This is a genomic window from Pantoea sp. SGAir0184, assembly GCF_043544755.1.
This window is the reverse complement of record NZ_CP028050.1, coordinates 816454-842368: the sequence shown is the minus strand read 5'-3', so window position 1 is coordinate 842368 and position 25915 is coordinate 816454. Positions and strand designations below refer to the sequence as shown.

The 25915-nt window shown below is 57.6% G+C and carries 23 protein-coding genes; 16 read left to right on the top strand and 7 right to left on the bottom strand.

The features are described 5' to 3' along the window. Nucleotides 1–669: 669 nt before the first annotated feature. Nucleotides 670–2649: a biosynthetic arginine decarboxylase gene (speA, locus tag C1N60_RS03895; RefSeq protein ID WP_071813582.1), complete on the bottom strand. Its 1980-nt coding sequence runs from the start codon at nt 2647–2649 to the stop codon at nt 670–672. A 796-nt stretch (nt 2650–3445) separates the two neighbouring features. On the opposite strand from speA, the gene metK reads away from it, so the two are divergent. The 8 genes from metK to ruvX all read left to right on the top strand — a co-directional run bounded on the left by metK (nt 3446) and on the right by ruvX (nt 10827). Continuing rightward, a complete protein-coding gene (gene metK / locus C1N60_RS03890) occupies nt 3446–4597 on the top strand; it encodes a methionine adenosyltransferase (RefSeq protein WP_058771539.1) in 1152 nt (383 codons plus the stop codon). 521 nt (nt 4598–5118) lie between these two features. Then, nucleotides 5119–6513, top strand: a complete 1395-nt coding sequence (locus C1N60_RS03885; protein WP_394521418.1) for a sugar porter family MFS transporter — start codon at nt 5119–5121, stop codon at nt 6511–6513. Nucleotides 6514–6617: 104 nt separating this feature from the next. Continuing rightward, a complete protein-coding gene (locus tag C1N60_RS03880) occupies nt 6618–7130 on the top strand; it encodes a SprT family zinc-dependent metalloprotease (protein WP_275028166.1) in 513 nt (170 codons plus the stop codon). A gap of 78 nt (nt 7131–7208) precedes the next feature. Continuing rightward, nucleotides 7209–7916, top strand: coding sequence for a deoxyribonuclease I (endA, locus tag C1N60_RS03875; RefSeq protein WP_127834530.1), 708 nt, complete (start codon nt 7209–7211; stop codon nt 7914–7916). A 73-nt stretch (nt 7917–7989) separates the two neighbouring features. Then, nucleotides 7990–8721, top strand: coding sequence for a 16S rRNA (uracil(1498)-N(3))-methyltransferase (gene rsmE / locus C1N60_RS03870; protein ID WP_021506632.1), 732 nt, complete (start codon nt 7990–7992; stop codon nt 8719–8721). 96 nt (nt 8722–8817) lie between these two features. Further along, entirely contained in the window at nt 8818–9762 is a 945-nt protein-coding gene (gshB, locus tag C1N60_RS03865; protein ID WP_021506631.1) for a glutathione synthase, read from the top strand. 85 nt (nt 9763–9847) lie between these two features. After that, nucleotides 9848–10411 carry a YqgE/AlgH family protein gene (locus C1N60_RS03860; protein WP_021506630.1) on the top strand — a complete coding sequence of 188 codons (564 nt, stop codon included), beginning with the start codon at nt 9848–9850 and terminating at the stop codon, nt 10409–10411. After that, on the top strand, nt 10411–10827 hold the full coding sequence (ruvX, locus tag C1N60_RS03855) for a Holliday junction resolvase RuvX (protein WP_058757113.1): 417 nt from the start codon (nt 10411–10413) through the stop codon (nt 10825–10827). The genes C1N60_RS03860 and ruvX overlap by 1 nt, the downstream gene beginning before the upstream one ends. 66 nt (nt 10828–10893) lie before the next feature. Here the strand turns inward: ruvX and C1N60_RS03850 are convergent, their stop codons facing one another. Further along, nucleotides 10894–11886, bottom strand: coding sequence for a type IV pilus twitching motility protein PilT (locus C1N60_RS03850; protein WP_278707369.1), 993 nt, complete (start codon nt 11884–11886; stop codon nt 10894–10896). Nucleotides 11887–11902: 16 nt separating this feature from the next. Here C1N60_RS03850 and C1N60_RS03845 point away from each other — a divergent pair, with 16 nt between their 5' ends. The 4 genes from C1N60_RS03845 to hemW are packed head-to-tail and all read left to right on the top strand — an operon-like array spanning nt 11903 to nt 14914. Beyond that, on the top strand, nt 11903–12610 hold the full coding sequence (locus C1N60_RS03845; RefSeq protein ID WP_021506627.1) for a YggS family pyridoxal phosphate-dependent enzyme: 708 nt from the start codon (nt 11903–11905) through the stop codon (nt 12608–12610). 12 nt (nt 12611–12622) lie between these two features. After that, nucleotides 12623–13177: a YggT family protein gene (locus C1N60_RS03840; RefSeq protein ID WP_021506626.1), complete on the top strand. Its 555-nt coding sequence runs from the start codon at nt 12623–12625 to the stop codon at nt 13175–13177. A gap of 20 nt (nt 13178–13197) precedes the next feature. Continuing rightward, a complete protein-coding gene (locus C1N60_RS03835; protein WP_058776229.1) occupies nt 13198–13791 on the top strand; it encodes an XTP/dITP diphosphatase in 594 nt (197 codons plus the stop codon). Continuing rightward, nucleotides 13784–14914: a radical SAM family heme chaperone HemW gene (gene hemW / locus C1N60_RS03830; RefSeq protein ID WP_394521417.1), complete on the top strand. Its 1131-nt coding sequence runs from the start codon at nt 13784–13786 to the stop codon at nt 14912–14914. The genes C1N60_RS03835 and hemW overlap by 8 nt, the downstream gene beginning before the upstream one ends. A gap of 70 nt (nt 14915–14984) precedes the next feature. Here the strand turns inward: hemW and C1N60_RS03825 are convergent, their stop codons facing one another. From C1N60_RS03825 to trmB, 4 genes are all read right to left on the bottom strand, one after another. After that, nucleotides 14985–17240, bottom strand: coding sequence for an Ig-like domain-containing protein (locus tag C1N60_RS03825; RefSeq protein ID WP_394521416.1), 2256 nt, complete (start codon nt 17238–17240; stop codon nt 14985–14987). A gap of 210 nt (nt 17241–17450) precedes the next feature. Continuing rightward, nucleotides 17451–18167, bottom strand: coding sequence for a YggN family protein (locus C1N60_RS03820; RefSeq protein WP_127834535.1), 717 nt, complete (start codon nt 18165–18167; stop codon nt 17451–17453). A 288-nt stretch (nt 18168–18455) separates the two neighbouring features. Beyond that, on the bottom strand, nt 18456–18782 hold the full coding sequence (locus tag C1N60_RS03815; protein WP_021313105.1) for a YggL family protein: 327 nt from the start codon (nt 18780–18782) through the stop codon (nt 18456–18458). Beyond that, nucleotides 18782–19501, bottom strand: coding sequence for a tRNA (guanosine(46)-N7)-methyltransferase TrmB (trmB, locus tag C1N60_RS03810; RefSeq protein WP_394521415.1), 720 nt, complete (start codon nt 19499–19501; stop codon nt 18782–18784). Before trmB ends, C1N60_RS03815 begins: the two co-directional genes overlap by 1 nt. Nucleotides 19502–19655: 154 nt before the next feature. On the opposite strand from trmB, the gene mutY reads away from it, so the two are divergent. Genes mutY through mltC form a run of 3 tightly spaced genes read left to right on the top strand, consistent with a single transcriptional unit; the run spans nt 19656 to nt 22147 of the window. After that, nucleotides 19656–20741: an A/G-specific adenine glycosylase gene (mutY, locus tag C1N60_RS03805; protein ID WP_394521414.1), complete on the top strand. Its 1086-nt coding sequence runs from the start codon at nt 19656–19658 to the stop codon at nt 20739–20741. Beyond that, complete coding sequence (locus tag C1N60_RS03800; RefSeq protein WP_059011805.1) at nt 20741–21013, top strand: oxidative damage protection protein; 273 nt, start codon at nt 20741–20743, stop codon at nt 21011–21013. Before mutY ends, C1N60_RS03800 begins: the two co-directional genes overlap by 1 nt. Before the next feature lie 54 nt (nt 21014–21067). Next, nucleotides 21068–22147: a membrane-bound lytic murein transglycosylase MltC gene (gene mltC, locus C1N60_RS03795; RefSeq protein WP_059011803.1), complete on the top strand. Its 1080-nt coding sequence runs from the start codon at nt 21068–21070 to the stop codon at nt 22145–22147. Nucleotides 22148–22214: 67 nt separating this feature from the next. On the opposite strand, the gene C1N60_RS03790 is transcribed toward mltC, so the two are convergent. After that, on the bottom strand, nt 22215–24362 hold the full coding sequence (locus C1N60_RS03790) for an ornithine decarboxylase (RefSeq protein WP_394521413.1): 2148 nt from the start codon (nt 24360–24362) through the stop codon (nt 22215–22217). 560 nt (nt 24363–24922) lie between these two features. Here C1N60_RS03790 and C1N60_RS03785 point away from each other — a divergent pair. After that, nucleotides 24923–25915, top strand: coding sequence for an acrylyl-CoA reductase (NADPH) (locus tag C1N60_RS03785; RefSeq protein ID WP_104093694.1), 993 nt, complete (start codon nt 24923–24925; stop codon nt 25913–25915).

Below are 25915 nucleotides of genomic sequence, written 5' to 3'. Positions count from 1 at the left end.
GTCAGCTTTTCTCATGTGATTCGTAAGGGAAACATCGATAAAACTTAACACCTTAACTGAAGGTTAACTTACAACTTACATTTTGAAAAATAGATTTCAGTGAACAACAGCGTGAACTTTAATCGTTTAAACCAATCAATAAAGCTCCATTTTCACTGCATGTTTCATATAAAGATCAGATAATTCTTAGATTTCAGATTTTACTTATCGGCACTGACAAAAAAATAAAACCAATAATCAATTGATTAATAAGAAATAAATTATACAGCATTGGTATAAATTCTGGCTTTGTCCTTAAGATGAGATAATGCACTGCTTAGAGCGGGATTCCAGAAAGCGTCAAAAAACCGACGGCCTGCACATCGCTAACCCACCGCCTTATGCTTAAATTTTTATTATAGATAGCCAGAAACTCATAAAAGAAAGATTGGTCATTTGCGGGCAGGTGCAACACTAAGCCACAGATTTAAAAAACGATTTTTTTGCTGCCGATGCGCTTTCGCTGCTGAATTAAGCAGATAGCTTTTGTTAATAAACGGTTTGAATTTGCTGTTTCGGCCGGGATAATTTCAGAGTGATAGCGATCACGAATTGAATAAATGGCAGGATGGATTGTCAGGGAAGGTGATAATAACGGGCTCCAGCCGGAGCCCGTTGCGGGAAATACACTTACTCGTCTTCGAGATAGGTATAGCCGTAAAGCCCACTCTCAAACTCTTCAAGAAACTGCGCCCGCAGCTCTTCGTCAATATCCTGCTGCTGTTTTACCTGATCGCGGAATAACGTCATCAGATCGTTAGGATTGAGCTGCACGTATTGCAGCATATCCGCCACGGTATCCCCTTCATCAGACAGCTGCACTTCTACACTGCCATCCGGGAAGGCGAAGACGTCAACCGCTTCGGTATCGCCAAACAGGTTGTGCATATTGCCGAGGATTTCCTGATACGCCCCGACCATGAAGAAGCCCAGCATCGGTGGATTATCCACATCGTACTCTGGCATTGGCATGGTGGTGGCAATACCGTCGCCGTCAACGTAGTGATCGATGGTGCCATCGGAATCACAGGTGATATCCAGCAGTACCGCACGCCGCTGCGGAGTTTTGTTCAGCCCTTCCAGCGGCAGCACCGGGAACAGCTGATCGATGCCCCACGCATCCGGCATCGACTGGAACAGCGAGAAGTTGACGTAAATCTTGTCCGCCATGCGCTCCTGCAGCTCATCAATGATCGGCCGATGGGCGCGGTTGCTCGGGTCAAGGTGCTGCTGAATATAGTGGCAGATGCTGAGATACAGCTGCTCTGCCCAGGCGCGCTGACCGAGATCGTAGGTGCCTGATGAATAGCCGGTATGGATGTCGAACAGGTCCATCTGGCTGTCATGCAGCCATTCGCGCAGCGAACGGCGTACGCTTGGCTCGTGCATCTCCTGCCAGGTATCCCACAGGCTCTGAATCGGGCGCGGTGAGTCGGCATCCGGTGCGACCGGCGTACTGAATTCATTGCGCTCAACGCCGATGATGTTGGAGACCAGCACGGTATGGTGCGCGGTCACCGCACGCCCCGATTCCGTAATCACGGTCGGATGTTCCAGACCGTGCTCTTCACAGGCGTCGCCGATGGCCCAGATCACGTTATTGGCGTATTCGTTCAGGCCGTAGTTGACTGAGCAGTCTGACTGCGAACGTGTGCCTTCGTAGTCAACCCCAAGCCCGCCGCCGACGTCAAAGCACTTGATGTTGACGCCCAGCTTCGCCAGCTCAACATAGAAGCGCGCCGATTCACGCACGCCGGTGGCGATATCGCGAATATTGGACATCTGCGAGCCGAGGTGGAAATGCAGCAGCTGCAGACTATCGAGACGACCCGCTTTGCGCATGATATCGACCAGCTGCAGCACCTGCGATGCCGCCAGACCAAATTTGGATTTCTCGCCGCCGCTCGACTGCCACTTACCGGAGCCCTGCGATGCCAGACGGGCGCGAATGCCGAGGCGCGGCACCACGTTCAGCCGCTCGGCTTCTTCCAGCACCAGGCGCACTTCGGTCATCTTCTCAATCACCAGATAGACTTTATGGCCGAGCTTTTCACCAATCAGCGCCAGACGGATATATTCGCGGTCTTTATAGCCGTTACACACAATCACCGAGCGGGTTTTCCCGGCGTGCGCCAGCACCGCCATCAGCTCAGCTTTGGAACCCGCCTCCAGCCCCAGCGGCTCGCCTGAGTTGACCAGCGATTCAATCACGCGCTTATGCTGGTTAACTTTGATCGGGTAAACCAGGAAGTAGTCGCCCTTATAGCCGTAGGATTCACGCGCGCGTTTAAAGGCGGCATTAATCGAACGCAGACGGTGCTGCAGAATTTGCGGGAAGCAGAACAGCGCAGGCAGGCGCTGGCCGTCGGCCTCGCGCTCTTTAACCAGCTTCGCCAGGTCAACGCGCACTTCCGGCTGATCCGGATCCGGACAGACGCTGATGTGGCCGAGTTCGTTGACGTCGTAATAGTTGTTTCCCCACCAGGCAATGTTGTAGGTGCGCAGCATTCTGCTTGCGTCCTGATCGTTCATCGCCACCTCCTGCATCGAGCGGAGTACACCCTGTTCGCCAGCTGACGAACCCTTGATATTCTTCATGTCGTCAGACATCACGAACCTCAATTTTCCGTTGAAATATGAAAAAGTTGCCGGATTTTGCTGCTACTGCGCCGGATGGAAATTTCCTCATTCTGCTTATCTTGCCTCAGCAGGTTACCGTGCGCCTTACTGAGGTTAAGTGTAAAACACCGTGCCGGAAGCGGTGAACAACGGGGCAAAATCGTCCCGCATCACCTCACCACAGGCGAGTGAAACACAGCAGAGAAACTGGGGGAATAGCTTAGCCGGCGCTCGTGTCGGGATAATTACCGCAGCGCAGAAAACTTCGACGAGAGAAAAGAGCAGAACTGGAAATGGAAAGGCGTGCCAGCGCGCCAGAACGGCGCCGTGAACCGAAGAGAGCGAAAATGTGGTTCATTGTTTTTATCACCTCCAGCGCCTGCTAACAGCATGCGGAAACGGAGTGGATGAAAATCAGATCAACAGCCTCTGACAGCGCGACGCACGGGGGCGTCATCCATGGGACAACTGCGGCGTTTTATACAGTCTGACGCGGCAAAATGCAAAATCTTTGTCGGCGCGCTGCGGCGGGTGTCAGGAAAATATTCCAGTTGATCTGTAGCGATAAATGCGGATGGCGAAAAAGCACTGGAAAAACGCGCACTGAGTGACCTAAAATAGCCGTCCAGATGGTTTTCCATCTAAACTGATTAACATCCAGGCGGTGTGAGCCTGGTACGCTGACACTTCCTACTGCTTGCGGCTTTGCCTGAAGGGGCGTCGAGCTGGCATCATCCCGCTTACGCTATGCAGTCGAATTCAAACCATTTGCAAGGTAAAGAACAGAATGGCTAAACACCTTTTTACATCCGAGTCCGTATCAGAAGGACATCCCGATAAAATCGCCGATCAGATTTCCGATGCCGTGCTGGACGCCATCCTTGAACAGGATCCCAAAGCACGCGTCGCCTGCGAAACCTACGTAAAAACCGGTATGGTGCTGGTTGGCGGTGAGATCACCACCAGCGCCTGGGTCGATATCGAAGAGATCACCCGTAATACCGTACGTGAAATCGGCTATGTTCATTCCGATATGGGCTTTGATGCTAACTCTTGTGCGGTGCTGAGCGCGATTGGCAAACAGTCGCCGGACATCAATCAGGGCGTAGACCGTACCGATCCGCTGGAACAGGGCGCGGGCGACCAGGGCCTGATGTTTGGTTACGCCACCAATGAAACCGACGTGCTGATGCCGGCACCGGTGACCTACGCGCACCGTCTGGTGCAGCGTCAGGCTGAAGTGCGTAAAAACGGTACGCTGCCATGGCTGCGCCCGGATGCCAAAAGCCAGATTACCTTCCAGTACGACGGCGGCAGGATTGTCGGTATCGATGCGGTAGTGCTGTCAACTCAGCACTCAGAAGAGATTTCACAGGCCGATCTGCGTGAAGCGGTGATGGAAGAGATCATCAAGCCGGTACTGCCGACCGAGTGGATCAACGCCAGCACCAAATACCACATCAACCCAACCGGTCGTTTCGTGATCGGCGGCCCGATGGGCGACTGCGGCCTGACCGGTCGTAAAATCATCGTCGATACCTACGGCGGCATGGCTCGTCACGGCGGCGGCGCGTTCTCCGGTAAAGATCCGTCGAAAGTTGACCGCTCAGCGGCTTACGCTGCGCGCTACGTGGCGAAAAACATCGTTGCCGCTGGCCTGGCCGATCGCTGCGAAATCCAGGTTTCTTACGCGATTGGTGTGGCAGAACCGACCTCAATCATGGTGGAAACCTTCGGTACCGAGAAAGTTTCAACCGAACAGCTGACGCTGCTGGTGCGTGAGTTCTTCGACCTGCGTCCATACGGTCTGATTCAGATGATGGATCTGCTGAAGCCAATCTACAAAGAAACCGCTGCCTACGGTCACTTTGGTCGTGAACACTTCCCGTGGGAACAGACCGACAAAGCCGCCCAGCTGCGCGAGGCCGCAGGCCTGTAATCAACGCGGGTGCGGGCAACGGCTCTCACCCCGATCTTCTCTTAGCGGAGAAGGTAAAATCGAGCCCGCGCAAGCGGGCTTTTTTACTGGCGAAATTTCCACGCTTTCGTCCCTGACCGCTTCCCCTATCCCGCCTTTGCACCATCACACTTTTTGTCTACAGCACCGCAGGCGCATTTTTCAGCGCTGTCTACACTGTTAGCACTGCGCTTACAACAAAGTGTTAACGATTACATTTTGAAATCCTTTTAATATCTTCAATTTAGAGATTTTTCAGCGTAGTAACGGTGATGAAAATGCGTTATTTTCAGCGTCGTCTGATAGCCGATATTTATAGTGATGTCAGAAACTTAAAGGGTGCTATACCTTACTGGTTATGTGACTGATTCGGGCAAAAAATGCTGGATTACAGGGTTTCAGCGTGTGTAACCGATTACATCGATGTGATCGCACTCACTTTTTCCCGCAGGCAGCTTACTTAACATTGATAAAAACAAAGATGGATAAACTTCGGAGGCAATATGCCTGGTAATACTCACAAAAGCAGAACCTCAAACAAGGCGATGACCCTGTTTGTCTGCTTTCTGGCCGCTCTGGCGGGCCTGCTGTTCGGTCTGGATATCGGCGTTATCGCCGGTGCCCTGCCCTTCATCGCGAAAGATTTCAACGTTACCGCACATCAGCAGGAGTGGATCGTCAGCTCAATGATGTTCGGTGCTGCGGTCGGTGCCGTGGGCAGCGGCTGGATGTCTTCGCGTCTCGGCCGTAAAAAGAGCCTGATGGCCGGTGCCATCCTGTTCGTTATCGGTTCACTGTGGTCGGCAATGGCGCCAAACCCGGAAATGCTGATTGCCGCACGCGTGGTGCTCGGCCTTGCCGTCGGCGTTGCCTCTTATACCGCCCCGCTGTATCTCTCGGAAATCGCACCGGAGAAGATCCGCGGCAGTATGATTTCCCTGTATCAGCTGATGATCACCATCGGTATTCTCGGCGCTTACCTGTCGGACACCGCGTTCAGTGCCTCGGGCGACTGGCGCTGGATGCTGGGCATCATCACTATTCCGGCGGTGCTGCTGCTGTTTGGCGTGGTGTTCCTGCCAAACAGCCCGCGCTGGCTGGCGGCGAAAGGTGACTTCCGCGATGCACAGCGCGTGCTGGACCGCCTGCGTGACACCAGCGAGCAGGCGAAACGCGAGCTGGATGAGATCCGCGAAAGCCTGAAGATCAAACAGTCCGGCTGGCAGCTGTTCCAGAGCAACAGCAACTTCCGCCGCGCGGTGTTCCTCGGCGTGCTGTTGCAGGTGATGCAGCAGTTCACCGGCATGAACGTCATCATGTACTACGCACCGAAAATCTTCGAAATCGCCGGCTTCGCCAATACCACGCAGCAAATGTGGGGCACGGTGATCGTAGGTCTGGTGAACGTGCTGGCCACCTTTATTGCTATCGGTCTGGTGGATCGCTGGGGCCGTAAACCAACGCTGGTGCTGGGCTTCCTGGTGATGGCAGCCGGTATGGGCATCCTTGGTACCATGCTGCACATTGGCATTAACTCTGCCGGTGAGCAGTACTTTGCCATCGCCATGCTGCTGATGTTCATTGTTGGCTTCGCGATGTCAGCCGGTCCGCTGATTTGGGTACTGTGTTCTGAAATTCAGCCGCTGAAAGGGCGTGATTTTGGTATCACCGTCTCTACCGCGACCAACTGGATTGCCAACATGATCGTTGGTGCCACCTTCCTGACCATGCTGAACTCGCTGGGCAACGCGCCGACTTTCTGGGTCTACGCCGCGCTGAACGTGTTCTTTATTCTGCTGACGGTCGCGCTGATTCCGGAGACCAAAAACGTCTCGCTGGAGCACATCGAGCGCAACCTGATGTCGGGCAAAAAACTGCGCGATATCGGCCAGCAATAAGGCCAGATGCGTTAACCGGGGCTGCCGCAGGGCGGCCCTTTTTTTATCTGCCCCCTTTACGCATGCAGTTGCGTACCCCGCGGCAACGCCTTATGCTGCCGCACATGAAAACGCCACGTCTGCCCATCTCCCTGCAACAAGCCGTCATGCGCTCGCTGCGCCATTTTTTGCAGCTGGCTCAGCAAAAACTCGAACGTCATTTCGAAGAGCCAACGCTGGTTTATCAGCAGCGCGGTACGGCCGCAGGCACCGCGTGGCTGGAGCAGTGGCAAATTCGCCTCAACCCGGTGCTGCTGCTGGAAAACCAGCAGGCTTTTATTGATGAAGTGGTGCCGCATGAGCTGGCGCATCTGCTGGTGTGGAAAACCTTCGGCCGCGTACCGCCGCACGGCAAAGAGTGGAAGTGGATGATGGAGGACGTGCTGGGCGTGCCCGCCCGCCGCACCCACCAGTTCGCCATCACTTCGGTGCGCAGCAATACCTTCCCCTATCGCTGTCGCTGCCAGCAACATCAGCTGACGGTACGCCGCCACAACCGCGTGTTGCGTGGTGAGAGCGAATATCGCTGCGTGCATTGCGGTACCCTGCTGCAACCCGGTGAATACGCAGCGGATTAGTCCGCGATTCTCATTCCCCGCGCCCGACCATTCTGTTACCCTGCCGCCCTTTTTCGGTACCAGGTTACTTTTTGGAATATGTCTCGCAAAACGCTGTTATTACTCTCTCTGCTGGTCGCGCCGCTCAGCGCGTACAGCCTCAGTCTCACCCATTACAACCAGAACAATTTTCAGCAGGCGAAAGTGGTCGCGGCAAAGATCAACGCGGATGCGCCAGCGGATTTTTACTGCGGCTGCAAAATCAGCTGGCACGGTAAAAAAGGCGTGCCGGATCTGAGCAGCTGCGGCTATAGCGTGCGCAAGAACGCCAACCGCGCGGAACGCATCGAGTGGGAACACGTCATGCCGGCGTGGGAGTTTGGTCATCAGCGTCAGTGCTGGCAAAATGGCGGACGGAAAAACTGCAGCAAAGACGCAGATTACCGCCGCATCGAAAGCGATCTGCACAACCTGCAGCCAGCAATCGGCGAAGTGAACGGCGACCGCAACAACTTCCAGTACAGCCAGTGGAACGGTGGCGAGCAGCCGTACGGTCAGTGCAGCATGAAGATCGATTTTAAGCAGAAGCGCGCCGAGCCTCCCGAGCGCGCGCGCGGCGCCATCGCCCGCACCTACTTCTATATGCGCGACCAGTATCATCTGCGCCTGTCACGCCAGCAAACCCAGCTGTTCACCGCGTGGAACAAGCAGTATCCGGTCACGCCGTGGGAGTGCGAACGCGACCAGCGCATTGCCGCGGTGCAGGGAAATCACAATTCCTGGGTACAGCAGGCTTGCCAGCGCTGAAAGCGCTACCCTACACTAGCTTTTTTCGATTGGGCCGCATCGCGCGATGCGGCATAACGCCGGCAGGAACCGCATGCGCATACCCCGCATTTATCACCCCGAAGCTCTAACCGTTAACAGTGAAGTTCTGCTTGATGAAGATGCCGCCAACCACGTCGGCCGCGTGCTGCGCATGAGCGCCGGACAGCAGATCGAGCTGTTTGATGGCAGTAATCTGACTTTTAGCGCCGAAATCACCCAGGCCGACAAAAAGCGTGTAAAAGTAAAGGTCCTTGCCAGCCAACCTGACGATCGCGAATCCCCGCTGCACTTACACCTCGGTCAGGTGATGTCGCGCGGTGAAAAAATGGAATTCACTATCCAGAAATCGATCGAACTGGGCGTGAATGTGATTACGCCCTTGTTTTCTGAACGCTGTGGCGTAAAGCTGGATGCCGAACGCCTGGCGAAAAAGATTCAGCAGTGGCAGAAAATTGCCATCGCCGCCTGCGAGCAGTGCGGTCGTAATCGCGTGCCGGAAATCCGCGCCGCGATGACGCTCGAAGCCTGGTGCGCCGAAGCGGATGACGGCCTGAAGCTCAATCTGCATCCGCGCGCCAGTCACAGCATCAATACGCTGCCGCAGCCGGTTGAGCGCGTACGGCTGCTGATTGGCCCGGAAGGCGGCCTGTCGGCAGAGGAAATTGCCATGACGGCGCAGCACGGCTTTACCGATATCCTGCTCGGTCCGCGCGTTTTGCGCACCGAAACCACGGCGCTCACCGCCATCACGGCACTTCAGGTGAGGTTTGGTGACCTCGGTTAAGGGATACTTTCAGCCCGAAGACACACGCAGATAACTGACCAGCACAACGCTTTCGCACGGAACGGGGTGGCTGAATTCCCCTTTGAGGAGAGAATAATGATTAAGCTTGGCATCGTTATGGACCCGATTTCGTCCATCAACATTAAAAAAGACTCCAGCTTCGCCATGTTGCTGGAAGCACAGCGCCGCGGTTATGAAATTCACTACATGGAGATGGGCGATCTGTCGCTGCGTGGTGGCGTGACTTACGCGCGCACCCGGCTGCTGAGCGTCGAGCAGAACTACGATCAGTGGTATACGTTTGGCAGCGAGCAGACTATCCCGCTGGCCGATCTTAACGTGGTGCTGATGCGTAAAGACCCGCCGTTTGATACCGAGTTCATTTACGCAACCTATCTGCTGGAGCGCGCGGAAGAGCAAGGCACGCTGATCGTTAACAAACCGCAGAGCCTGCGTGACTGCAACGAAAAACTCTACACCGCCTGGTTTGCCGACCTGACGCCAGACACGCTGGTGACGCGCAACAAAGAGCAGCTGCGCGCGTTCTGGCAGGAGCATGGCGATGTAATCTTCAAGCCGCTCGACGGCATGGGCGGCGCGTCGATTTTCCGCATCAAAAAAGATGATGCCAACTTCGGCGTGATCACCGAAACGCTGACCAACCACGGTCAGTTCTTCTGCATGGCGCAAAATTATCTGCCGGCGATCAAAGACGGTGATAAGCGCGTGCTGGTGGTCGATGGTGAACCGGTGCCATACTGCCTGGCACGCATTCCACAGGGCGGCGAAACCCGTGGCAACCTCGCCGCCGGTGGCCGCGGCGAAGCCCGTCCGCTGAGCGACAGCGACTGGGAAATTGCCCGCCGCGTAGGTCCGACATTGAAAGCCAAAGGGCTGATTTTTGTCGGCCTCGATATTATCGGTGATAAACTGACAGAAGTTAACGTCACCAGCCCAACCTGCATCCGCGAAATCGAGGCGGCGTTCCCGGTCTCCATCACCGGCATGCTGATGGACGCGATTGAAAAACGTTTGGGCTGAGGATGCCGCAGGAGTGAGAGCTCCGTGAACCACCCAAAGCCGGTGCAGCCGTTCAGCACCGGCTATTTTTGGTAAACGAGTGAGAATGAATTTACAGCACCATTTCTTGATTGCGATGCCGTCGCTGCAGGACCCTTTCTTCAAACGCTCGGTGGTGTATATCTGCGAGCATAACGAAGAGGGTGCCATGGGTTTGATCGTTAACAAGCCGATGGACAACCTGACGGTCGAAGGCATCCTGAAAAAACTTAAGATCAGCCCATCAGAACGCGATCCTGCCATCAAACTGGACAAACCGGTGTTTGCCGGTGGCCCGCTGGCGGAAGATCGTGGCTTTATTCTGCACTCGGCCCAGCGCGTGTTCTCCTCCAGTATCCGCATTTCTGACAATACGGTGATCACTACTTCGCGTGATGTGCTGGAAGCGATTGGCACGCGTGAACAGCCAGAGAACGTGCTGGTGGCGCTGGGTTATTGCGCGTGGGAGAAGGATCAGCTGGAAAATGAGCTGCTGGAGAATGCCTGGCTGACCACGCCGGCCAATACGCAAATCCTGTTCCAGACGCCGATTGCCGAACGCTGGCGTGAAGCCGCGCGCAGCATGGGTGTGGACATCCACAACATGACCAGCGATGCAGGGCACGCCTGATGGCCAGTGAAACGCTGCTCGGCTTTGACTTCGGTACCAAAAGCATCGGCGTTGCCATCGGGCAACAGCTGACCGGCACTGCGCGCCCGCTCACCGCGCTGAAAGCGCAGGACGGCACGCCGGACTGGGAGCTCATTGGTAAGCTGCTGAAAGAGTGGCAGCCGGATTACGTGGTGGTTGGCCTGCCACTCAACATGGACGGTAGCGAACAGCCGCTGACGGCGCGCGCGCGCAAGTTTGCGAACCGGCTGCACGGCCGCTTCGGCGTGCGGGTGGAGCTGCAGGATGAGCGCCTGAGCACCGTTGAAGCGCGTGCCGACCTGTTCGAACGCGGCGGCTATCGCGCGCTGCAGAAAGGCCATATTGATTCGCAGTCCGCGGTGATTATCCTGCAGGACTGGTTCGAGACGCATTAAATCAGCCCGAATGCGGCCGCGCGGTTTCGCGCCGCCGTGTCGACGGTTCTCAGGGCACGTCGCCGCTCAAATTAATCCCGCCTCACGCCGGGCCTGCTCGCTCTGAGCGAAAGTCTGCATCCCTGCCTGCGCGCCGGTCTGCAACACACCGGGCAGCTGATGCATTTTGCCTTCGCGGATCAGGTTAGCGACCGCCGGCGTCGCCACCAGTACTTCAAACAGGCCAATGCGGCCGCCGGCTTTGGCGGCGACTAAACGCTGCGCCAGCACCGCTTTCAGGCTGCCGGCCAGCTGCGTGCGCACGAGGTTTTTCTCCTCGGCCGGAAACACATCCACCAGCCGGTCCACCGCCTGCGTCGCGCCGCGCGTATGCAGCGTGGCCAGCACCAGATGGCCGGTCTCAGCAGCGGTCAGCGCCAGCCGGATGGTTTCGCTGTCGCGCAGCTCACCCAGCAGGATCACATCCGGATCTTCACGCAGCGCCGCTTTTAATCCGAGCTGAAACGAAGCGCAGTGCGCGCCGATTTCGCGCTGCTGAATCAGCGAACGCTGGCTGTAATGGACAAACTCGATCGGATCTTCCAGCGTGATAATGTGGCGCGCCTGCTGACGATTGAGGCTATCCACCAGTGCCGCCAGCGTGGTGGATTTGCCGCTGCCGGTCGCGCCGGTGATGAGGATAAGCCCCTCCTCCAGCTGCAGCATTGAGCGCACCACGTCCGGCAGCTGCAGGCGCGCTATATCCGGTGGCTGGCTGGCAATCAGCCGCAGCGCCAGCGCCAGTCCGTGACGCTGGCGGAACAGATTGGCGCGCAGCCGGCTGCCGTTGCCGAGCGTGATGGCGAAATCGACGTGACCGCTGCTGGCTAACTCGCTGCGCTGCGCGGCGCTAAGCCACTGCTCGCTAAAGGCCTGCAGCCAGCGCTCAGGCAAGCTGTGCTGTTGCGGTATTGGCTCCAGCACGCCCTGCCGGCGCCAGTGCGGTAAATGTCCGCTGCAAAGGTGCAGATCGGCCGCATTATGCTTTACACTAAGCGCCACAACGTCATCCAAATCCATTTAACTTCTCCTGACTATGACTTCCATTGAGCACAACTTACAGCAAGTGCGCGAGCGGATCGCTGCTGCCGCCGCACGTTGCGGCCGCGCGCCAGAAGAAATTACGCTGCTTGCGGTGAGCAAAACCAAACCTGCGAGCGCTATCGCAGAAGCCATTGCCGCCGGACAGCGCGCCTTCGGTGAAAATTACGTGCAGGAAGGGGTTGAAAAAGTTGCCGAACTGGCCGCACATCCTGATCTGCAATGGCACTTTATCGGGCCGTTACAATCCAATAAAAGCCGTCTGGTGGCGGAAAACTTTGCCTGGTGCCATACCGTTGACCGTCTGCGTATCGCGCAGCGGCTGAACGATCAGCGTCCGGCCGCGCTGCCGCCGCTCAACGTGTTAATTCAGGTAAATATCAGTGACGAGCACAGCAAATCTGGCATCATGCTGGAGGCCGTCGCCGGGCTGGCGCAACAGATTGCCGCCCTGCCGCGTTTGCGCCTGCGTGGACTGATGGCAATTCCGGCGCCCGAGCAGGATTACGCGCGCCAGCTGGCGGTGTGCCAGCAGATGGCCAGCGCGTTTCGTGCCTTGCAACAGGACTATCCAGGCGTCGATACGCTTTCTCTGGGAATGAGCGACGATATGGATGCGGCGATTGCCGCAGGCAGTACGATGGTGCGCATCGGCACCGCGGTATTTGGCGCGCGGGATTATGCACGCCCTTCACAACAATAATTGAGGAACCTCATGTTAACACTGACGTTTTTAGTCAAAACGCTGATTGATCTGTACGTGATGGTGCTGCTGCTGCGCATCTGGATGCAGTGGTCACGCTGTGACTTTTACAATCCGCTGGCGCAGTTTGTCGTGAAGATCACCCAGCCGATTGTTAAACCGCTGCGCCGCATTTTGCCGGCGCTGGGACCGATTGACACCGCGTCGCTGCTGCTGGCATTCGTGCTGACCACGCTGAAATATCCGATTCTGCTGCTGATTCAGGTCGGAGTGTTCTCCGTCGATCCGACCAACCTGCTGGTGGGCCTGCTGTCACTGGTCAAATCCGCCGGCTATCTGGTGTTCTGGGTGATCATCATTCGCTCGCTGATGAGCTGGATCAGCCAGGGACGCGGCGCGATGGACTATGTGCTGATCCAGCTGACCGAACCGCTGATGGCACCGATTCGCCGTATCCTGCCGGCGATGGGCGGCATCGATTTCTCAGCGATGATCGTGATTCTGGTGCTGTATGCGCTGAACTTCCTCGGTATGGACCTGTTCCCGGGTCTCTGGTACCTGCTGTAATTCGTTAATCTGGAACTGTTATGCAAAAAGTTGTGCTCGCCACCGGTAATCCGGGCAAAGTACGTGAACTGGCCGATCTGTTAGCGGCCTTCGGCCTGGATATCGTGGCGCAAACCGAGCTGGGCGTAGAGTCTGCCGAAGAGACCGGGCTGACCTTTATCGAAAACGCCATCCTGAAAGCGCGTCACGCGGCGCAGATCACCGGCCTGCCGGCGATTGCCGATGACTCCGGGCTGGCGGTCGATGCGCTGGGCGGCGCACCGGGCATTTACTCGGCGCGCTATGCCGGCGTTGATGCCAGCGACCAGCAGAATCTCGACAAACTGCTGCAGGCGCTGGAGCAGGTGCCGGACGGCGAGCGCCAGGCTCAGTTCCACTGCGTGCTGGTGTACGTGCGTCACGCCGCCGACCCGACGCCGCTGGTGTTCCACGGCAGCTGGGCCGGGGAGATTATCCGCGCAGCCGCCGGTGAAGGCGGTTTCGGTTATGATCCGATCTTCTACGTGCCGGCGCTGGGTAAAACCGCCGCCGAGCTGAGCAAGGATGAAAAGCGTGCCGTGTCGCACCGGGGTAAAGCATTGACGCTGCTGCTGGAAGCGATGCGCAATGCCTGAGTTACCACCGTTAAGCCTTTATATCCACATCCCGTGGTGCGTGCAGAAATGTCCGTACTGCGACTTCAACTCGCACGCGCTCAAAGGCGAAGTGCCGCACAGCGAGTATGTACAGCATCTGCTCAACGATCTTGACCAGGATCTGCCGCTGACCGCCGGGCGCGAAGTGCGCACCATCTTTATCGGCGGCGGCACGCCCAGCCTGCTGAGCAGCGAAGCGATGCAGCAGTTGATGGATGGCGCGCGCGCGCGCCTGCCGCTGGCGGCGGACGCCGAAATCACCATGGAAGCCAATCCGGGCACGGTGGAAGCCGATCGCTTCAGCGGCTATCAGCGGGCGGGCATTAACCGGATTTCGATTGGCGTGCAGAGTTTCAGTCCGCAAAAGCTGACGCGCCTGGGCCGCATCCACGGTCCGGACGAGGCGGTCCGCGCGGCACAGCTGGCGGCCGGTCTCGGCCTGCGCAGCTTTAACCTCGACCTGATGCACGGTCTGCCGGATCAGTCGCTGGAAGAGGCGCTGGACGATTTGCGCCAGGCGATTGCCCTCAACCCGCCGCATCTGTCGTGGTATCAGCTGACCATTGAGCCCAACACGCTGTTTGGTTCACGCCCGCCGGTTTTGCCGGATGACGATGCGCTGTGGGATATCTTTGAGCAGGGTCATCAGCTGCTGAGCGCCGCAGGCTATCAGCAGTATGAAACCTCGGCCTACGCCAAACCGGGCTATCGCTGCGAGCATAACCTGAACTACTGGCGCTTCGGTGATTACCTCGGCATCGGCTGTGGCGCGCACGGCAAGCTGACGCAGCCGGACGGGCGCATCGTGCGCACGGTGAAAACCCGTCATCCGCGCGGTTTTATGAAGGGCAACTATCTGGATAAGCAGCATGACGTGCCGGACGCGGACAAGCCGTTCGAGTTCTTTATGAACCGTTTCCGCCTGCTGGAAGCCGCACCGCGCGCCGATTTTCAGCGCTACACCGGGCTGGACGAGGCAGTGATTCGCCCGCAGATCGACGCAGCCATCGCCGCCGGTTATGTGCAGGAACAGCCAGAGCACTGGCAGATCACTGAAAAAGGCAAACTGTTCCTCAATTCGCTGCTGGAGCTGTTCATGTAAATTCAGCGGAGAAGGCACGCGCCTTTTCCGCTGGCAGCCGTACTAAACCGCACGGCTGCATCTGTTACGCTCAGGCGACCATCACCTCATTATTGATTAACAGCGTCGCGCTGTGGTCGAGACTCTCAAACACCTGCCACACTTTGCCACCGCTCTGCTGCGTCCCCTGCTGCTGCCACTGCTGATAAAATTGCGTGCTATCGCTGAGCTGCACCACGTCGCCGGCATCACCATCAATCAGCCAGCTGCGCGTGCGCTCTGGCAGCAGCACATGCTGGTGCGCCTGCTGCAACAGCTGCTGCGCATCCAGCTGCAGCAGATTGTCTCCGGAGCCGGTGAGATCGATATGCTGCAGGCCGCTGATATGCTGCGTCAGCTGCTGATAATCAAGCTGCTGATGTTCTCCTTCCAGCACCAGCGCAGAGAAGCCCTGCAGCGGTTGTCCGCTGTGCGCCGCCAGCCACTGCTGCACATCATTCAGATGCAGCTGCGCGCCCTCCTGTTCCTGCGTTTCCGGCAGCGTATGGTGCTGTACCAGGCTCTCGTCTTTGCCCCAGCGCACAGTATCAATAATCCAGCCGACATCGCGCTTCACCAGCACGTTCCAGCACAGCACTTTTTTATAGGTATCCGGATCTTCGCCCGAATGGACGTCAATATAGCCAATCTGCTGGCCCGCCGGAGCCTGCCAGCTAAAGGTGTTCAACCCCTGCTCAGACCGGCTGGCGCCGCCGGGCTGCAGGTATTCGCGCCCCAGCAGCTCGCCGCTGGGGGAGAAGATATCCACGTAGGTATCGCAATTGTGGAGATAGCCATAATTGAACTCCACGTAATTGGTGGCACCAAAATCAAACTGCACGATCGAATGATCCAGCATCTCAATCGCTTTGCTTTCATAGCCATCCGGCCGGTTCATGATGCCGGTATAGAAACAGTTGTTGCTGGTGCCATGTTTCAGTTCGGTGACTTTCAACCCGCCGTACTGATACACCCGGCCGGTTTGCCAGCTGGTATTGGCGCGACAGTTCCAGTTCTCTTCGCCAGAACTGTGCTTCACGCCGGAATCATAGTTAATCGCCCAGTTGGGCGCATAGTTGCTGACATTCCCCGCCAGATCGACCGCTTTTACCGTAAAGTTGTTGCTACCCGGCTGCATGTCGCGGTCCGGGGTAATCTGCCAGCGCCCATCGGCCCCCACCGTCGCGCTGCCGGCTGCCACGCCGTTCTGGTATAGCGTCACCTGACTGTAAGGCTCGGCCTGTCCGGAAAAATCGAGCCGCTTATCGTCGGTGGTCTGGCCCGGCAGCACCGGCTGGATGGTGCCGACGTCATCGATAGCCTGCAGGATGGTGGGCGTGTTGATACGGGTGTCGACGGTCAGCGTCCAGCTGTCGCTCCATTGACTGACGTTGCCGGCCTTATCGCTGCTGCGGCTGCGAAAACGCCAGTCGCCGTCCGGCAGCAGATCCTGCGGCGGCGTCCAGTGCCAGTGGCCGCTGCTGTCGACGGTGGCCGTACCGCCGACAACCCACTTTCCGCCCGGTGCGGCATACTGAATGCGCACCACGCTGCCGGGCTCGGCTTCGCCGTGCAGTTCCGGCCGGACATCATCGGTGGGTTTGCCGCGGCCAAACTGGCCCTGATACAGCCCGCGATTGTCGTCGTAATAGCTGAACGTCGGCGTTTCCGGGGTAAGCGTATCGAGATGAAAGGTCCACTTCGGCGACGGCTGACTGCGGTTGTCGGCGCGGTCCTCGGCCTGCGCCGTCAGGTTATAGGTTCCGTCCTGCGGCAGATCGAGCTGCGCCTGCCAGTTGCCCTGCGCATCGGCACGGACAGAGGCGAGAAGTTGGTTGCCATTATAGAGATAAACCAGCGCGTTGGCTTCGACCTGCCCGCGTACCACCGGCTGATCATCGTTGGTATAGCCGTTACGCCTGATGCTGTTACCGTCCTCCACGCCGCCGGCAACGTGGTCTTCAATCGCTTCAATGATCGGTCTGGCGGGCGGATGGGTATCAATATTGTAATCCACGCGCGTGGGTGCGCTGTGATTGCCGGCGGCATCCACGGCGGTGAAGGTTAGCTGGTATTCACCATCGGCCATCGGCTGCGGCGGCATCCACTCGAAGTGACCATTTATCACCGGCACGCGTAGCGGATTGCCACCGTTAACCGTCACGATGACTTCAACGGCGTCCGGCGTTTGTACCGTTCCCTGCCAGCGTTTTTGCGGATCGTTGTACCAGCCGCGTTCGGCAACGATAACCACAGGGGGTGATAAAACCGGGTGTGAACTGGAAGCAGAGGTGTCAGAAAATAACATAAAATTTCCTTAAAAATTAATAATTTCAACAGGCTGAATGCCCGTTGATATAGTTATTAATGCGGAAATTTTGCCGTTATCAGATTCGTCCCGAATCTAAGACAATCTGTTAAATCATGGCTTAAAAGTTGCGGGGATAAAAAAGGCGCCACTGTTCAGAAGAACAATGACGCCGTGATGTTCCGTGCATTCAGCGGCAACGCGGCTGGCTTAGCCCTTTACGTTCTGCATCAGCGTCTTGCGCTGGCTTTCCAGTGCGGTCACCCGGTTACACACTTCATGACCGAAGTTCTGGAAATCCTGCTCCTGATTGTTCCATTCAGTCTGAATCGACTGCTGTAGCCCGCCGAGGTTGCCCATCAGCGCCTGTAGCGGATTGCTGCCGCTGGCGGCCTGTTTGGTGCCCATCTCGTTCAGACTATCCTGCAACACCCCGCCCAGCGTGCTCTGCACCAGCTTCTCGCCGTCGGCGCGCACCTGCTCAATGGCCTGATGATGGAAGGTCAGGCCATCCGGGCGATGCTCGATGATGCGGTTCATCTGCTGCTTGAGCTGGCCGTTCAGCGTGGTCAGGCGATTGCGCACATTGCTGTCCGCCCCGAGTTTTTCGACAATCACTTTATCCAGCGCCACGCGGCCCCGTTCCAGACGGGTGGTTGCGCCGCTGTCGACCCACGGCAGATCGCGACGCAGCGCGTTCTGGTAGTCAATCGCCTGCTGGCGCGTGGCGTTATCGATGCTCACCGACTTGCCGTTGAACTGCACATCGCCCTGCGGCGTGATTTCAAGGTTGCCGTTGCTGCCCACCACCTGCACGCTCTGGGGTTTGATGATCACATCATCCTTTGGATTGACGCTGCACTGATAGTCAGCATGCGCCTGAGCCGCCGCCAGCAGCAGCGCGGCGAGAAGAGCCTTACGAACCATGAAATCTCCTGAGTATTCTGTGCGGGAAAGAGCAAGACAGTTTGCGGTTGTTACCAGGTCGCCATAAATGGCGACCCTACAAAGGACCATCCCCCGCAGGGTGCGCATTTATACGCTTCAGCATGCGGTCCAGGTCGCCATAAATGGCGACCCTACAAAGGACCATCCCCCGCAGGGTACGCATTTATACGCTTCAGCATGCGGTCCAGGTCGCCATAAATGGCGCCCCCGTAAGGGCAATCCCCTGTAGGGTGCGCATTTATGCGCACCAGCATACTGTAATAAAACTTAGTCCCACCAAACGTCGAAGAGTTCAGTGACCTGAATATCGGCGAGATTTTTCTTTTCCAGCCAGTTACGCACCAGCTCGCGGTGCGCGTCGGTGCATTTGCCGGTCTGCTGCAGACACACCAGCCCTTCCCACACCAGATAGCCGCTGCCGTCATAGGCCAGACCATTCGGATCGATCACCTCATTGATGAACTGATCGAGCGTGGCATCCACCTCTTCCTCGCTGGTGCCTTCGGCAAAACGCCAGGCAACAGAGAAGCCCAGCTCCTGAAACTCATCAACATGCAACTTTTTACGTAAACGGCGGCTACGTTTTACAGCCATTATTTCACCCTCTCAAACATCAGATCCCATACGCCATGGCCCAGTCGCTGCCCGCGCTGCTCAAATTTGGTTAACGGACGCGTTTCCGGACGCGGCACGTAATTCTGGCTCTCCGACTGATTGCTGTAGCCATCAATGCTGCTCATCACTTCGAGCATATGTGTGGCGTACTCTTCCCAGTCGGTCGCCATGTGGAACACGCCGCCCAGCTTCAGCTTACGCAGCACCAGCTCGGCAAACGGTACCTGAACAATGCGGCGCTTGTTGTGGCGCGCCTTATGCCATGGATCCGGGAAAAACAGCTGCACCATGCGCAGCGAATTGTCCGGCACCATGTTCTCCAGCACTTCCACCGCATCGTGACACATCACGCGCAGATTCTGCACGCCAGCCTCTTTGGCCGAGGCCAGACAGGCACCGACGCCTGGCGCATGCACTTCAATGCCGAGGAAGTTCTGATGCGGATTGTTCTGCGCCATGGTCACCAGTGAGGCGCCCATGCCAAAACCAATCTCCAGCACCAGCGGCGCATCGCGGCCAAACAGCGCAACCATGTCCAGCGGCTGCGGCTGATACTCGACGCCCATCTCCGGCCAGTAATTGTCGAGCGCGAGCTGCTGTCCTTTCGTTAAGCGCCCCTGGCGGCGCACAAAACTGCGGATACGGCGCAAAGGCCGCCCGTTCTCATCAAATTCCGGGGTGATGACGTCATTAATCATGTTGAAACCTGCTGGTTAGCCTGTTCAGGGAAACGGGCATTATGCAAAGTTAAGTAACAGAAGCAAGCCTTTGCAATCTTCCGGTTTACACCCTGATGTCTCTGTGCTGGAATTCCTGCCTGATTGTAGAGTAAACACGGAAAATTTCCTTCTTATGATGCAGGCGCCGCAGTTCGCGCAACAGGTGCTGGAGTGGTACCAACGCTTTGGCCGTAAAACTCTGCCGTGGCAGCTGGAGAAAACGCCCTATAAGGTGTGGCTCTCCGAAGTGATGCTGCAGCAGACGCAGGTTGCCACCGTTATTCCCTATTTCGAACGCTTTATGGCGCGCTTCCCCACGGTTGCCGACCTGGCCGCCGCGCCGCTTGATGAAGTGCTGCATCTGTGGACCGGCCTCGGCTATTACGCACGGGCGCGTAACCTGCACAAGGCGGCTAAACAGGTGGTTGAGCTGCACGGCGGCGTATTCCCGCCCCATTTCGATGAGGTCGCGGCGCTGCCGGGCGTCGGCCGCTCCACGGCGGGCGCGATCCTGTCGCTGTCGCTTGGCCTGCATTTCCCGATCCTCGACGGCAACGTAAAACGCGTGCTGGCACGCTGCTATGCGGTGAGCGGCTGGCCGGGCAAAAAAGAGGTGGAGAAGCGACTGTGGCAGATCAGTGAAGACGTCACGCCAGCGGAAGGCGTCAGCCAGTTCAATCAGGCGATGATGGATCTCGGCGCGTTAGTGTGTACTCGCTCCCGCCCGAAATGCGAAATCTGCCCGCTGAATAGCGGCTGCGCGGCTTATGCACAAGGCAACTGGGCTGATTATCCCGGTAAGAAACCGAAAGTCACGCTACCAGAGCGCAGCGGCTGGTTCCTGATGCTGCAGCACGGCGACGAGGTGTTTCTGGAACAGCGTCCGCCGGTGGGTTTGTGGGGCGGCCTGTTCTGCTTCCCGCAGTTCACCAGTGAGCAAGCGCTGACTGACTGGCTGGCGGCGCGCGGCATCTACGCGAAACCGCAGCAGCTTACCGCGTTTCGTCACACCTTCAGCCATTTCCACTTAGATATTGTGCCTATGTGGCTGGCGTGGCCTTCCTCCGGGTCGCTGATGGATGAAGCCGGCGGTCTCTGGTATAACTTAGCGCAACCACCGTCAGTGGGGCTGGCCGCGCCGGTAGAGCGCCTGCTGCATGAGCTGCGCCATCCCCGGCAGCTTCAACTGCGAACCAGTTTGACCGAAGAGGAAGAGTAATGAGCCGCACCATTTTTTGTTCTTATCTGCAACGCGAAGCTGAAGGCCAGGACTTTCAGCTCTATCCTGGCGAACTGGGTAAGCGCATCTACAATGAGATTTCCAAAGAAGCCTGGCAGCAGTGGATGTCCAAGCAGACCATGTTGATCAACGAGAAGAAGCTCAACATGATGAACCCGGAAGATCGCAAAGTGCTGGAGAAGGAGATGGTGAATTTCCTGTTCGAAGGCAAAGATGTGCACATTGAAGGTTACACCCCGCCAGAAAAATAAACGTTCAGGGCCTCCCTTTGAGGCCCTCTTTTTCGAGTCAGGCACGCATTCACAATGAATAAAAAACTGATAGCACTGCTGGTCATCGCACCCCTGTTAGTCTCCTGCTCCGGACAAAAAAAATCGCAGTACCATGAAGAGTGGGTTAAGGACACCAACGGTTTTGACATTCTGATGGGGCAATTTGCCGCCAACATCGAGAATATCTGGGGAATCAATGAGGTTCTGATCGCCGGACCCAAGGACTACGTCAAATACAGCGATAACTATTACACCCGCAGTCACATCAACTTCGACAGCGGTAGCATCACCATTGAGACCATTTCCGGCACCGATCCGATGGCCAGCCTGCGTCAGGCCATCATCACCACGCTGTTGATTGGTGACGATCCGGGCAACGTCGATCTCTACTCCGACGCCAACGATATTCAGATCAGTAAAGAGCCGCTGCTCTACGGCCAGGTGCTGGATAATACCGGTCAGCCGATCCGCTGGCAGGGACGCGCCGGTAACTTTGCCGATTACCTGATTCAGAACAAACTGCAGAGACGCACCTCCGGGCTGCACGTTATCTGGTCGGTGACCATTCCGATGGTGCCCAACCACCTCGACAAACGTGCGCATAAATATCTGCCGCTGGTGCGCAAAGCCGCCGAACAGTATGGCGTTGATGCCTCGCTGATTCTGGCGATCATGCAGACCGAATCGAGCTTCAACCCTTATGCGGTAAGCAACGCCGATGCGCTGGGTCTGATGCAGGTGGTGCAGCATACTGCCGGGGTCGATGTGTTCCGCATGAAGGGCAAATGGGGTAAACCGAGCCGCAGCTATCTGCTCGATCCGGCCAATAATATTGATGCCGGTACCGCATATCTGTCGCTGCTGCAGAAGAGCTATCTCGGCGGGATTCAGGATCCGCTGTCGCGCCGTTACGCAGTGATCACCGCTTATAACGGCGGGGCGGGCAGCGTGCTGCGCGTGTTCTCCAGCGATAAAGACCGCGCCTTCGCCACCATCAACGGCATGTCACCGAGCCAGGTGTATCAGACGCTGACCACCAACCATCCGTCGGCCGAGTCGCGCCGCTATCTGTACAAAGTGAGCCAGGCACAGCGCAGCTACCACCGTTATTGATTCGCGCTCATCGCCACCTTCTCCCGCCTGCGGGAGAAGGTGCCGTGCGGTAGGGAACAGCCCCCTCCTACAACATCATATTCGCCACTAACCGCTTGTGCCCGCTGTCATCCTCCTCGGTGTAAACCCCCTGCAACTCCGGTGAAAAGCCCGGCAGCAGATTGATACCCGCTTCCAGCGCGAGGAAATAGCGCTGCACTGCCCCGCCCCAGGTTTCGCCTGGCACCACGCACAGCACACCCGGCGGATACGGCAGCGCCCCCTCGGCGGCAATGCGCCCTTCGGCGCTGGCGATCGGCACCAGCTCAACGTCACCGCGAATATACGCCTGATGCGCATCCTGCGGATTGACCTCGACTTTCGGGAAACACGCCTGACGGAACATGTCGCGCTGCAGATCTTTGACGTCGTAGCTGACGTACAAATCGTGCATCTCCTGGCACAGGCGACGCAGCGTGTAGCCCTGATAGCGCTCAACGTGCCTGCGATACACGCTCGGCAGCACTTCGGCCAGCAGCGCATCCTCACGCACGTGCTGTTCAAACTGCTCCAGCATCGCCACCAGATGCGCCATTTTTTCCGGCGTTTCCGCTGGGGTCAGCAGGAACAGGATTGAGTTGAGATCGCACTTCTCCGGTACGATACCGTTCTCGCGCAGATAGTTGGCGAGAATGGTGGCCGGAATGCCAAAGCGGGTGTATTCGCCGCTGGTGGCATCAATGCCTGGCGTGGTGAGCAGCAGCTTGCACGGGTCCACCAGATACTGTCCGGCATCGTAACCGGCAAAACCGTGCCACTTCGCGCCCGGTTCGAAGCTGAAATACGCCGGATCGGCGGCGATGGTGGCGGTTTCTGCCGCCTGCCATGGCTTGCCGTGCACCTGCTCCGGCAGGAAGGGCTGAATCAGGCTGCAGCGCTCAAGGATCGCTTTGCGTGCCTCAATGCCCAGCGTGACGCAGTCGTGCCACATGCTGCGCCCCGCTTCGCCCTGATGCATTCTGGCGTTGATATCCAGCGCAGCGAACAGCGGATAGAACGGGCTGGTTGAGGCGTGCAGCATAAACGCGTTGTTCAGCCGCTTGTGTGGGCAGAAACGTTTCTGGCCGCGAATATGGTTATCTTTCTTGTGAATCTGCGAAGTCTGCGAGAAGCCCGCCAGCTGCTTATGCACCGACTGGGTGACAAAAATCCCCGGATCGTTCTCATTGAGCTCCAGCGTCAGCGGCGAGCAGCCGGCCATCAGCGGAATAAACTGCTCATAACCCAGCCATGCCGAATCAAACAGAATGTAATCACACAGATGCCCGATGCGATCCACTACCTGGCGCGCGTTGTATACCGTGCCATCGTAGGTACCAAGCTGAATGATCGCCAGCCGGAACGGACGCGGCTGATCCGCGCGCTGTGGCGCGACCTGGCGCACCTGCTCGCGCAGATACGTCTCGTCGAAACAGTGCGCATCGATGCCGCCAATAAAACCAAACGGATTACGCGCCGCTTCCAGATAAACCGGCGTGGCGCCCGCCTGGATCAGCGCACCGTGGTGGTTAGATTTATGGTTATTGCGGTCAAACAGCACCAGATCGCCGCGCGTCAGCAGCGCATTGGTCACCACTTTGTTGGCGCTGGAGGTACCGTTCAGCACGAAGTAGGTTTTATCGGCGTTGAACACGCGCGCAGCATATTTCTGCGCATCCTTGGCCGAGCCTTCGTGGATCAGTAAATCGCCCAGCTTGACGTCCGCGTTACACATATCGGAGCGAAAGACGTTCTCGCCGTAGAACTCATAAAACTGGCGTCCGGCCGGATGGCGGCGGAAAAACGCCCCGCCCTGATGGCCCGGACAGGCAAAGGTGCTGTTCTGCATATCGACATAGCGCGTCAGTGTGTCGAAAAACGGCGGCAGCAGTTCCGCCTCGTACGCCTGCGCCGCCTGCTCCAGCGCCTGCCACTCTTCCGCTGCGCCGTTGATCTCTCCGGTCACACCCGGGAGCGTCAGCACCGCGTCATCAAAGGCGTTCGCGACAAACACCGGCAGATTGAAGCCGGTCTGGCGCAGCAGCGTCAGCACGCCGCTGCGTGTATCGGCCAGCGAGACCACTAACGCGGCCACGTCGGTGAAATCGGTATTATCCAGCGTCACCACGTCGCGCGCGGTGTTGAGACTCAGGCTTGGCGCTACCGCTACGCTGGCAGCAATTTTCAATGGGTTCATAACACAAATCCCCGTAATGAAGGATGAGTGGGTGCCAGTGGCACAGCAATGAGGAAATTTCCCCGGCGAATAACGTCCGGCGGCCGCAACCGATAGACATCAGTAAAGCCAGATCGCGTCTGTCTTTACTCATATCCAACAGCGAACGGGGCGTAGCCTCACCGCATGGTGAGCGGGAAATGCGAACAACAGATGACAGAGGCGCGCTTGTCATGAAGCGCACGGCGACAAGTGCAGATGTGCATTGTACCGGACATGGCGGCGTCCTCAGCGATGAAGATGGGGAAGAAATTCGGGCGACATGATGGCATCTTTTTTTACCGGGAACAACCAATCAGGGCGGAATTTTGATGCAGAACACCAATGTGCTACTTCATTGATTTACATGAATAATAGTTAAGGCGTCTATTTTTAACTGCCTGAATAGTCGAAGATTACGCAAAGTTATGCAGAATGTAACACCGGTGCGATAGCGACAGCCTGCCGCGCCCATCCGCCTGGCACTCCCTAAGACAGAAGCGTACTATGGAGCGCACTTCTTCCAACCAGCCGGAGGCTGCATGTTCAAGGCACTGGTCATTGAAAATGATGAACAGGGATACCGCACATCCCTGCAGGATCTGTCAGAGCAACAATTGCCCGATCAGGATGTTACCCTCGAAGTAAGCTACTCCACCCTCAACTACAAAGACGCGCTGGCCATCTGCAATAAAGGGCCGATTGTGCGCCAGTTTCCCATGGTGCCGGGCATCGATTTTGTTGGCCGGGTGATCCACAGCCGTCATCCGGAGTGGCAGCAGGACGATGTTGCGCTGCTCACCGGCTGGGGCGTGGGTGAAAAACACTGGGGTGGGCTGGCGCAGAAAGCCAGCGTCTCCGGCGACTGGCTGGTTAGCGTCCCGGCGGCGCTCAGCCCGCTGCAAACCATGGCGATTGGCACCGCCGGCTTTACCGCGATGCTGTGCGTGCTGGCGCTGGAAAAACAGGGCATCACACCGCAGCACGGTCCGGTACTGGTTACCGGTGCCAGCGGCGGCGTGGGCAGCTTCAGCGTGAGCCTGCTGGCGCGTCTCGGCTATGAGGTCGTGGCATCCAGCGGCCGCGCCAGCGACAGCGCCTACCTGCTCGATACGCTCGGCGCCTCCGCGATTATCGACCGTAACGAACTGAGCGCGCCCGGCAAACCGCTGGCGAAAGAGCGCTGGGCCGCCGCGATCGATAGCGTCGGCAGCCACACGCTGGCCAATGTGTTAGCCGGGATCCAGCGCGACGGCGTGGTCGCCGCCTGCGGCATGGCGCAGGGCCTCGATCTGCCCACCAGCGTTGCGCCGTTTATTCTGCGCGGTGTTACGCTGGCCGGCGTGGACAGCGTGATGTGCGCCAAACCGCTGCGTCAGCAGGCGTGGCAGCGTCTGGCGGAGCTGGTTGACGGCGCGCTGCTGGAGCAAATGACCAAAGTGATTCCACTGAGCGAGGCGCGCGCAGGCGCAGAACAGCTGCTGGCAGGCCAGGTGCGTGGGCGGCTGATTGTCGATTGCCGCCAGGCGCCCTGA